Consider the following 9991-nt stretch of genomic DNA (forward strand, 5'->3'; position numbering starts at 1 on the left):
TTTTTTCGTGTTCGCGAAATTGAGATGGCCTTCAGGCAGATCGATAATTCATACACCATCCAGAAGTCAGTTTCGTTAATGGCCAACCACACGTGCATTCCACTTGAAGGAATGCTGGCTTTACAAACGATTCGCTGTGCCCACCATAAAAATAAGAGGAAAATTTATGAAAGTAAGAAGAGCATTAATGGCGGGCTTGATGGCGCTGTCTGTGACTGCGTCATTAACCAGTGGTTCGGTGTGTGCGGCAAACAATACCTTGGTTGTCGCTGATCGAGCCTCATTCAAGGATTGGGATCCAGCTTCGGCTTTTTCGGAAGAAGTACGAGTGCTGGGGAATATCTACGAGACACTAGTTTTATATAACGCGCCAGGCAGTGCAGAGGAGTTTTCCCCCGGTCTCGCGACGTCGTGGGAGAGCAGCGACAGTGGCAAAACCTGGACCTTCAAACTGCGGCACGGTGTGAAGTTCCATGACGGTTCGGCCTTTAACGCGGCAGCGGTCAAAGTCTCCATTGATTACGTCAAGCAGCTGAACCAGGGCGCTGCATTTGTATGGAAAAATCTGGATGCCGTCGAGGTCCTCGCTGACGATACGGTAGCGCTCAAGTTTAAAAGTCCCACGCCGGCCAATCTGATCGCGGCAGGTCAGTATGCCGCTTATATCATTGCCCCGGCGGCAGTGGAAAAAGGGCATAGTTGGATGATGGCTCCCAACGCCATCGGTACCGGCCCCTACAAACTTGGGCAGGTCGAACAAGGCCAGCAAGTAGTGCTTGAGCGATTCGATGGATACTGGGGTGGGTGGAAAGAAGGGCAGTTTGATCGGGTCATTGTGAAGGTTGTATCCGAAGCCTCCACCCGTACTCAAATGATCAAAAATGGCGAGGCTGGGGTCGCCTGGGATATTCCTCTTGATCAGCTCAAGGTGTTGGGAGAAGACCCCTCAATCAAGGTGAGCACCGCGCCTTCTTGGAAAAATTTCCAGTTTTTGATCAATACCCAGAAGTATCCTACGAATAACCTGAAGTTTCGTCAGGCATTGCAGTATCTCTGGGACTATGAAAGTGTCACCAAAGACATTTTGCATGGCTACGGCAGTGTTCCCAAGGGGCCTTTGCCCACCAGTATTTGGGGGCATGCCAGCGTGCCTATGGCCACTTACGATCCGGACAAAGCCCGACAATTGTTGGAGGCCTCCGGTGTGCCTAAGCAGGACTGGAAGGTCTCGATGCAGTATATCAGTGGTGTCTATTCAAACGCAGCCGAACTGTTTCAGGCTACTGCGTCTCAGGTAGGCGTTGAGGTTGAGTTACGCCCCGGCGAGTGGGGCGTCCTTTGGGATCGGGCAAAGAAGCTGGAAACCGCTCCCAACATGCAATCTATGGCATGGTGGCCGACATATTCGACACCTGGCGATTGGCTTGTAAGTGAATTCCATACAGAGAAAACGACGCTGTTCAATCTTTCTCACTACAGTAATAAAAAATTTGACCAGTTGATAGAAGAGGCGGGAGATCTAGAGGGCAGTGATCGGGCCAAATCAACTGAAAAGTATGTGCAGGCACAGCAGTTATTAGCCCAGGACGCTCCTGCGATCTGGTACGCCGACGTTCAGCAGATACGTGTCTCCCGCAAAGACATAAAGGGTATGGAAAAAAGCCTGAATCCAGCTTACGAAGCAGTTCTCTACTACAACCTGAGTCATTGAGCGTTGACTCGTACTTGTTGAAGTGGAGCGTGTCGTAGCTGATATGCCAAGTAAATATATGGCCAGATATTTAATCTGTCTGGTCAGATCACCAAGGGTCAATCCGCTTTTGGGTGTTTACGTAAGGTGTAAGCGGTTCGGGTCTAGCTTTTAGCCACAAAGGGTGTTCCAAATGGTGAATTATATAACCCAGCGATTGATAGTGATGTTCTTCATTCTTCTAGGAGTGTTGACTATCACCTTCGTTCTGAGTCGAGCTCTTCCGGGTTCCCCGGTGGAAATGATGCTAGGGAACCACCCCACGGTGGAGCAGATTTCCGTCGCACGTGAAAAACTCGGGTTGGATAAACCTCTGCCAGTCCAGTACTTAAATTACATCGGCGATCTTCTCCGAGGTGATTTTGGCACTAGTCTGCGCACCGGACGGCCGGTCATGGAGGAAGTGGTCAGGCGGGTTGGAGCGACCTTTGAACTGACATTCCTCGCGATGTTCTGGGTTGTAGTGCTAGGTGTGCCGATCGGTGTTATCTCAGCTGCGAGGCAAAACCGGGTGGTCGACAATGCCGCACGAGCGGGGTCCATCGCCGGGACGGCGTTTCCAGTGTTCATCCTGGCCATGGGCTTGCAGTTGCTGTTCTACGGGAAGCTTAACTGGCTACCCCTGCAAGGTCGTATCGATGCCTCCATTCTTCTCGATAGCCCGTTTGAGCGAGTGACGGGCTTTTACCTGATTGACACGCTGCTGGCCGGTAATTTCGTAGCACTGTGGAGTGCCATTAAGCATCTGACGCTACCCGTGCTCACCTTGGTCATAGTGACCTTGGCCACTGTCACCCGGATTACCCGCAACATGATGGTTGAGGTGCTATCTGAGGAGTACATCCGTACGGCGGTTTCTTACGGTGTACCCAAGTGGCGTATCCATTACGCCTATGCACTCAAGGCGACAATGATTCCGCTCCTGACGGTGGTGGGCCTGACCTTCGGTTACCTACTCGGTGGTGCGGTAGTTGTTGAGTTTATTTTCGATTGGCCAGGCCTAGGCGGCTTCGTGGTGTTTTCGATTGCCCAGAATGATTTCCCCGCTGTTATGGGAGCCACTCTGGTGCTGGCCACGACATATCTGTCGATCAACCTAATCGTTGATCTCTTGTATCACCTTGTTGATCCGAGGCTGCGAGTCCAATGAGTACCCAAGACATATCACAGTCCATGCCTTCACGAGCCCCATCATGGCGTATCAAGGCCTTGGCTTTTGCCAGCGAAAACAAACTATTCGTATTCGGTGCGCTGTTGTTACTGCTGATCATACTGGCAGCAGTCTTCGCGTCCTGGCTTGCCCCTTATGAGCCGAACAAGATTGTCTTTTCTCAGAAATTGCTGGCGCCCAGCTGGGCACACTGGATGGGCACCGACGAGTTTGGGCGTGACATTCTTTCACGGGTGCTTTATGGCGCACGCACCTCACTGGTTATCGGGGTGAGCGTAACTTTGATCGCGATGCTAATCGGAATTCCTATTGGGCTTGTTTCCGGTTACTTCGGTGGGCGAGTTGATACGCTGCTGATGCGTTTATCAGATGTGTTTCTGGCCTTTCCGCCGTTGTTGCTACCGATCGCTATCACCGCTGCTCTGGGATCGGGATTGGCCAATGCCATGTTAGCGCTCGCTGTGTCTTGGTTTCCCTGGTACGCGAGGATCATGCGCGGTGCAGTAGTACGGGTTCGTTCAGAAACCTATATCCAGGCAGCCCGTTCTATGGGCGTCAGTCACGGACGTATCTTGCTGCGACATGTACTGCCAAATGCCACCACCCCTGTAATCGTGCAGGGCTCCATGGATTTTGGTTACACCATTCTCGCCGCTGCCTCGTTGAGCTTTATCGGGCTGGGGGCCAAGCCGCCCATGATCGAATGGGGGCTGATGGCCGCGGCGTCGCGCTCGCAGTTGCTCGAGAACCCCTGGACTGTGTTGTTCCCCGGAGTGGCGATTTTTGTCCTGGTGCTGGCCGTCAATCTGGTGGGTGACGGGCTGCGCGATGTGCTCGACCCAAAGAAGGGGACACGCTGATGATCGATGAATCCTTGCAATATTCTGCCGTCGAGCGTCTCGCCGCTTCGAGTACAGACGCAGCGCAAGCTCTAGTGCTAGAAGTGGAAGGGCTGACGGTGTCTTTCCCTGGTTTGTTCAAGACCGTAAAGGCCGTACGTGGCATCGACCTCAAGTTAAAGCGCGGCGAAATCCTGGGCTTGGTGGGGGAGTCGGGCTCGGGTAAGTCAATGACCGCTATGTCCTGCCTTGGATTGGTGCCTGAGACCGCTCGGCTGGGAGGCACTATCAGGGTCGCCGGACAGCAGGTTAACGGCGCATCAGCCACGCAGCTGGCGGCGTTGCGTGGCGGTGGCGCGGCGATGGTCTTCCAGAATCCGATGAAGGCGCTCAACCCGTTCTTCACGGTCGGGCGGCAGATGTTCGATGTCATCGGCTGCCATCGGCAACTGAATAAGGCACAAATCCGCGCCGAGGCGCTGAGCTCCCTGGAAGCGGTCAGCATGCCAGACCCTCCTCTGGTGTTGGCTAAGTATCCGCACCAGTTGTCTGGCGGCCAGTTACAGCGAGTCGTGATTGCCATGGCGCTGGCCTGTCGACCGAAACTGCTGATCGCCGATGAGCCGACCACGGCGCTAGACGTCACAGTGCAGGCGCAGATCATAGCCCTCCTGCGCAAACTGGCACGGGAGCAGGATCTAGCGATTCTGTTTATCACCCACAACCTTGGGGTAGTCGCTTCGCTCTGCGACCGGGTGGCGGTTATGTATGCCGGCGAAGTGGTGGAGAGCGGCCCGGTGGGCCAAGTGTTCAAGCAACCTGCACACCCCTACACCATGAAGTTGATGGGTACCGTGCCCACGTTGGGGCAGGGGCCTCAGCCGCTGGGTTTCATCCCGGGGCAAGTGCCGAACATGGCGGCTCCCCCAGCGGGCTGCGCATTCCGCCCACGTTGTGAGCGTGCCACGGGACGCTGCGTTCACGCTGCGCCAAGGGTAGAAATTGGCGAGGGACATTGGGCCGCTTGCCACAACACGTTAGTCAAGGTGTGAGGCTTTTTTGAAAGGTAAACGGCTATGAATAACAACAAACAGCCCGCACTGCTGAGTGTTAACCAGTTGCACAAGACCTACGCCAGCCGCGACGGCCTCGTGACTGCCATTGACCACATCAGCCTGGAGGTTCAGGTAGGTGAAACGGTCGCGCTGGTGGGAGAGTCCGGTTGTGGCAAAAGCACGGTTGCCGCGACCTTGCTCGGCCTGTTAGCAGCCGATAGTGGGCAAATTTTAGTCGAAGGTCGGCCGTTGCCCACTGATGCCAAGGCGAGGGGCCGGAGCTTGAGTATGGTGTTCCAGAATCCCTACGCCTCGCTGAACCCGAAAATGAAAATCAAGGCGATTGTTGCCGAGCCACTGAAGGTCGCCTTTGGTTTGCACGGGAGCGCCTTGCACGAGCGTATTCTTCAATTGCTTGGAAATGTGGGGATGGGCGAGGAGCACATGGATCGCTATCCCCATGAGTTTTCCGGTGGACAGTTGCAGCGTATCGCTATCGCTCGGGCCCTGGCGTTGGAGTCGAAACTGCTAATTCTCGATGAACCTACGGCTGCGCTCGACGTGTCGGTTCAAGCCCAAGTGCTGCAATTGCTCAAGACGCTGCAGGCCGCTAATGGGCTGAGCTATCTGTTTATCAGCCACGACCTGGCGACAGTCGAGTATCTGGCGCAGCGGGTGCTTGTGATGTATCTGGGGCGCATCGTCGAGGCAGGGCCTGTGGAGCAAGTGTTCGGCCAACCGCGTCATCCCTATACCCGCGCGCTGCTCAACTCAGTGCCCTCCATCGACCCGGACCGTCGGGACCAGTTGCAGATCCTTAGCGGCGAGATCCCCAGCCCCTTGAACCGACCTGCTGGGTGCCACTTCGCGCCCCGTTGTCCGCGAGCCAGTGAGCGTTGTCGCCGAGAGGTGCCAGCCGAGACTCGGGAATACGGCCATCGTTTTTCTTGCCATCACCCACTGAACGACGAGATCTGAACCCCATGTACGACAAAAAGGACATGACTGCTCCCGGCATTAGTTATCAGGACTTAAGGCTGATGCAGGGCTATCCGCCCTCCCGCGAAAAGCAAGTCGGCCAGCATAACTGGGACAGTCCGCCCTATAACCGCTGGTCGTTCCAGCACATGAGTCAGCTGTTTCCGGTAGCAGCTATTCATCGCGGTCCCGGGCCGGTCAGCGAACTTGAGCGCAATGAACGCTCACTGGACGCCGTACTTTTCCAGCGGGTCGACGGCGGGCAAACCGACCTGGCGACCTTCTTGAACGATAGCTACACCGATGGCTTTTTGGTGCTTCATCAAGGCAAGGTGGTTACTGAGCAATATTTTAACGGTATGCAGCCGTACACGTTGCATCTGCTGCAGTCGGTATCCAAGACTATTATCGGCAGTCTGGTCGGCAGGTTGATCGGCCAAGGCAGAATCGATCCCCAAGCGCGGGTCAGCACCTATGTGCCCGAGCTTTCGGAAAGCGGATACGGCGACGCCCGTGTACAGGATCTGCTGGATATGCGCACGGGCGTAAGATTTAGGGAGGATTACACCGATCCGGATGCTGAATTCATCCAGTTGGATGTCGCCTCGGGTTGGCGTGAACGGGGTGAGCTGAAGTCCCCCGACAGTATTTACGGTTTGTTGAAGTCGCTGGGTAAAGACCGTGAACATGGGAAGTTCTTTGAGTATCGCTCAGTGGATACCGACATGTTGGCCTGGGTCTGTGAGCGGGCTTGCGGCGAGCGGCTCCCCGTTTTACTAAGCCGGGAGATCTGGTCCAAACTGGGGGCAGAACAAGACGCGAATATCACCCTCGATTGCGTTGGAACCGCATTAGCCGATGGCGGGATGAGTGCCACGTTGCGTGATCTGGCGCGCTTTGCTCAGATGTATCTGCAGGGTGGATATTTCAACGGCCAGCAGATTGTTCCGGAGGAATTCGTACGCGCATGCGGCAGCGGTTCCACACCGGCGTTTGAAGTCCTCTATGGTTTCTATGTCAAGCACTTTCCTAACGCAGCCTACAGCAATCAGTGCTGGGTGCTAGATAGCGAACAAGGTAATTATTCGGCGCGTGGAGTGTTTGGGCAGAGTATTTATTGGCATCCGGCTTCTGAAGTAGTCATTGTAAAACTCTCTAGTTGGCCGGACTTTATCAATGCGGAATGGACGTTGAATACCTTCCGTGCTTGTGACGCAGTGGTTGAAGAACTGCAACGCAGTTGACCCGGGAATGTGAATGACTGCGGTTTTTTAGGTGCCTCCTAACTTGGTGGAGAAGTGCTAGGTTCAGCCTCGGACAACTTCACCCAGACCCAACAGACCGTGTTCCATTTAGCCTATTGGCCCTCAGTTTGACGCTGTTCGCAGCTTTCGTTCTGGTGGGCCCTACCCCATTCATCTAGACCGCGATTTTATCGTGGCCGAGATGACTGTTGCCAACAATAAGATCTAGAAAAGAGACGGAGCGACTATGAACTTTAAGACTAACCGGCCCTTGCGCACATTGGCCTCTCTTGCGCTGTTGTGTGCACTTTCCACTCCCGCGATGGCGATACAGGTTACCGACAATCTCGATCTCGGTGGCGCCGTCCGGGCGCGTTGGGACTATGATCCAGATCGCGATATCCAGAAGTTTAACTTCGACACCGCGATCCTCTCCGCCAAGTACAAATCCGACACCTGGATTGGCGAGGCCAAATACCGGTTCTACGGTCGAGCTTACCCTTACCAGTACACCAAGAACGTCGGGGACATCCAGTTCGCCGAACTTGCGTGGATCGGCTACAAGTTCAACCCCGACCAGCAGGTCCAGGTGGGCCTGAACCAGCTACCGTTCGGGTTGCAGCCGTACTTCGGTAGTACGTTCTACCAAACTCTGGGGGCCGTCATGGGACTCGAAGACGTGGAAGAAGTCGGCGCCAAGTACATCCACCAAAGCGGCGACTGGAATATTCAGGCCGGTTACTACCTGCGCCCGGCGTGGCAGGGCAAAGGCACCAGCAACGGTGAAACCTACTCCACCGTGGTCTCCGAAGCGGACAGCTATGTCACCGACGGCAGCAACAACCAGGAACGCAACACAGTGGTCCTGCGGGTGGCCAAAGCGCTGGACCTGGGGCCGTGGAAGTCCGAAGTCGGGATCTCAGGCCTGACCTCGTCCCTGGAGAACCGCGACACGAACAATGATGGTCGGCGCAATGCCATGGCGGTGCACTACATCGGCAAAAACGGCCCGTGGGAAGTGCAACTGCAAGCCGCGCGACAGCAGATGTCTCCGCGCAACCCCGGTACCGATGAACTGGTGACTTTCGGAGGTTACGACGGCACCTTCAATGTCGCCAGTCGCGGTAACTTGTACGTCGCGGATGTGAGCTACGATGTAAGCGGTAAGTATCTGTTCGATCTGATCAGCGGTGTGAAGCTGTACGCTAACTACAGCGCTTTCGACAAAACCGCTGATGATTTCAAGACCTCGCAACGGATGATTGTCGGCACATCGTTTTCCCTCAGTAAACTGTGGATCGCCACGGAATGGCTGCACGGAAAGAATGATCCGGTCATCGGTGGCAGCAGCCTCACCCAGAGTTTGGGCGCTGGAGGAAGTAATCAGTGGGAAAACCAGTTGTACATGAATATCGGTTATTATTTCTGACCCAGATTCATTTGCTGCCGCTCTAACAATCACGTCATAAGCGGGCTCGCTTCTATTGGTTTAGCGCATAACCTTTAGGAACGAGCCCGCTCGCGATTAGCCGAAGCAGTACCTTCATGAGCCCGGATAGGAGTTTCATCTTGTACGATCTTACCGCTGTGGTGAATGTCATGGGGCTCTGCGCGGTGGCAGTCTTTGCCGTTTCTGGTGCACTGAGTGCGGCGCGCCTCAAGATGGATATATTGGGGTTTATACTGATTGGAACAGTCACAGGGCTCGGGGGCGGCACGCTGCGTGATGTGCTGATAGGGAATCTACCTGTTTTCTGGATCAGGGAACCTACTTGGATTGTAATCTGCCTTGTTTCCTCTGCCGCGACCTATTACATCGCCCCCAGACTTACGTCGCTTGCGGGAGCTCTTCTTTGGATGGATGCAATTGGCATAGCATTATTCGCGGCAGTTGGTACTGAAGTGGCTCTACTTGCTGAAGCTTCACCCCTGATCGCAATTTGTATGGGAGTGGTGACAGCCACATTTGGCGGGATTACGCGTGATGTGTTATGTGGTAGCAATCTGACTCTCATGAATGAAGAGCTGTACATCACCACGACCTTGGGAGGTTCTATTGCCTACTACGCTCTAAGCACTCTGGGCTATTCGAATAGCTACGATTTGCTTGGCGGTTTTATTGTCGCGTTTACACTGCGCGCATTGGCGATCAGATTTAACATCAAACTGCCTAACCGCTATCGAGCGAGCTAATCTGGTGCTTATTCTGTGTCTAATCCAATTACCCGTAGCGCGTGCACCTGCGACAGCCTAGCGACTGAATATCTTCATTTACGCAAAAGATGATTTTCGCGCCAACGAACTTGCAGATGATGTGGAGGTCACCAGTCCTGATTCGACCGCAGCTCGCAAGAACACCACTCTACGCCTGACCAGCCCTATACCGTTCTCCTGCAGTGGTTCCCCGCCAAAAAGTCTCGCTCTTCCGTCACGCGCTTGAGTTCAGCGCGTAGCTTGCGCAGTTCGGCCTGCTGATCGTCGTCTTGCTGACGCTGCTCTTGGGGCTTGCTGTAGACCTTGATCCGCCCGAGTAAATACCTTCCCCCAAAAGGGGCAATTTTTGAGCAATACTGTGTTGTGCTTGTAGCAGACAGACACATTGGCCCTGACGTTTAGGGAGATCCACCATGAGCAAAAGCCGACTTTCCTTTCTAGACCGCTACCTGACGGTGTGGATCTTTCTGGCCATGGGCCTGGGCATTGGTCTGGGCAGCCTGTTCCAGGGATTGCCTGCGTGGCTGAATAGCCTGTCGGTAGGCTCGACAAACATCCCCATCGCCATTGGCCTCATCGTAATGATGTACCCACCTCTGGCGAAGGTGAAATACGAGGAGTTGCCACAGGTATTCAAGGACAAGCGCATCCTTGCCCTGTCGCTGATCCAGAACTGGGTGTCGGCCCGGTCCTGATGTTCGGGCTGGCCGTTGTCTTCCTTTCCGACAAGCCTGAGTATA

Annotated in this window: 8 protein-coding genes and 1 pseudogene; all 9 read left to right on the forward strand. The window is 54.6% G+C overall.

From position 1 onward, the window contains the following. Positions 1-166: 166 nt before the first annotated feature. On the forward strand, positions 167-1711 hold the full coding sequence (locus N5D53_RS23190) for an ABC transporter substrate-binding protein (protein ID WP_088512632.1): 1545 nt from the start codon (positions 167-169) through the stop codon (positions 1709-1711). 172 nt (positions 1712-1883) lie between these two features. Next, a complete protein-coding gene (locus N5D53_RS23195; RefSeq protein ID WP_088512633.1) occupies positions 1884-2900 on the forward strand; it encodes an ABC transporter permease in 1017 nt (338 codons plus the stop codon). Further along, positions 2897-3781 (forward strand): ABC transporter permease, encoded by an 885-nt coding sequence (locus N5D53_RS23200; RefSeq protein ID WP_088512634.1) that lies wholly within the window; start codon positions 2897-2899, stop codon positions 3779-3781. The genes N5D53_RS23195 and N5D53_RS23200 overlap by 4 nt, the downstream gene beginning before the upstream one ends. Then, complete coding sequence (locus tag N5D53_RS23205) at positions 3781-4812, forward strand: ABC transporter ATP-binding protein (protein WP_088512635.1); 1032 nt, start codon at positions 3781-3783, stop codon at positions 4810-4812. Before N5D53_RS23200 ends, N5D53_RS23205 begins: the two co-directional genes overlap by 1 nt. A 24-nt stretch (positions 4813-4836) precedes the next feature. Then, a complete protein-coding gene (locus N5D53_RS23210) occupies positions 4837-5793 on the forward strand; it encodes an oligopeptide/dipeptide ABC transporter ATP-binding protein (RefSeq protein WP_088512636.1) in 957 nt (318 codons plus the stop codon). Between the two features lie 5 nt (positions 5794-5798). Then, entirely contained in the window at positions 5799-7037 is a 1239-nt protein-coding gene (locus tag N5D53_RS23215) for a serine hydrolase (RefSeq protein WP_088512637.1), read from the forward strand. 247 nt (positions 7038-7284) lie between these two features. Further along, entirely contained in the window at positions 7285-8466 is a 1182-nt protein-coding gene (locus N5D53_RS23220) for a hypothetical protein (RefSeq protein WP_088512638.1), read from the forward strand. A 140-nt stretch (positions 8467-8606) separates the two neighbouring features. Further along, positions 8607-9230, forward strand: coding sequence for a trimeric intracellular cation channel family protein (locus N5D53_RS23225; protein WP_207238204.1), 624 nt, complete (start codon positions 8607-8609; stop codon positions 9228-9230). 434 nt (positions 9231-9664) lie between these two features. Beyond that, positions 9665-9991, forward strand: a pseudogene (locus tag N5D53_RS23230) (arsenical-resistance protein); the annotation flags it as partial.

Source organism: Pseudomonas sp. GD03862 (assembly GCF_029840855.1).
Lineage (GTDB): Bacteria > Pseudomonadota > Gammaproteobacteria > Pseudomonadales > Pseudomonadaceae > Aquipseudomonas > Aquipseudomonas alloputida.

What these genes read in the sequence shown, in the direction of transcription:
- N5D53_RS23190 (WP_088512632.1), top strand. Translation starts at nt 167, where the DNA reads ATGAAAGTAAGAAGAGCATTAATGGCGGGCTTGATGGCGCTGTCTGTG.
- N5D53_RS23195 (WP_088512633.1), top strand. Translation starts at nt 1,884, where the DNA reads ATGGTGAATTATATAACCCAGCGATTGATAGTGATGTTCTTCATTCTT.
- N5D53_RS23200 (WP_088512634.1), top strand. Translation starts at nt 2,897, where the DNA reads ATGAGTACCCAAGACATATCACAGTCCATGCCTTCACGAGCCCCATCA.
- N5D53_RS23205 (WP_088512635.1), top strand. Translation starts at nt 3,781, where the DNA reads ATGATCGATGAATCCTTGCAATATTCTGCCGTCGAGCGTCTCGCCGCT.
- N5D53_RS23210 (WP_088512636.1), top strand. Translation starts at nt 4,837, where the DNA reads ATGAATAACAACAAACAGCCCGCACTGCTGAGTGTTAACCAGTTGCAC.
- N5D53_RS23215 (WP_088512637.1), top strand. Translation starts at nt 5,799, where the DNA reads ATGTACGACAAAAAGGACATGACTGCTCCCGGCATTAGTTATCAGGAC.
- N5D53_RS23220 (WP_088512638.1), top strand. Translation starts at nt 7,285, where the DNA reads ATGAACTTTAAGACTAACCGGCCCTTGCGCACATTGGCCTCTCTTGCG.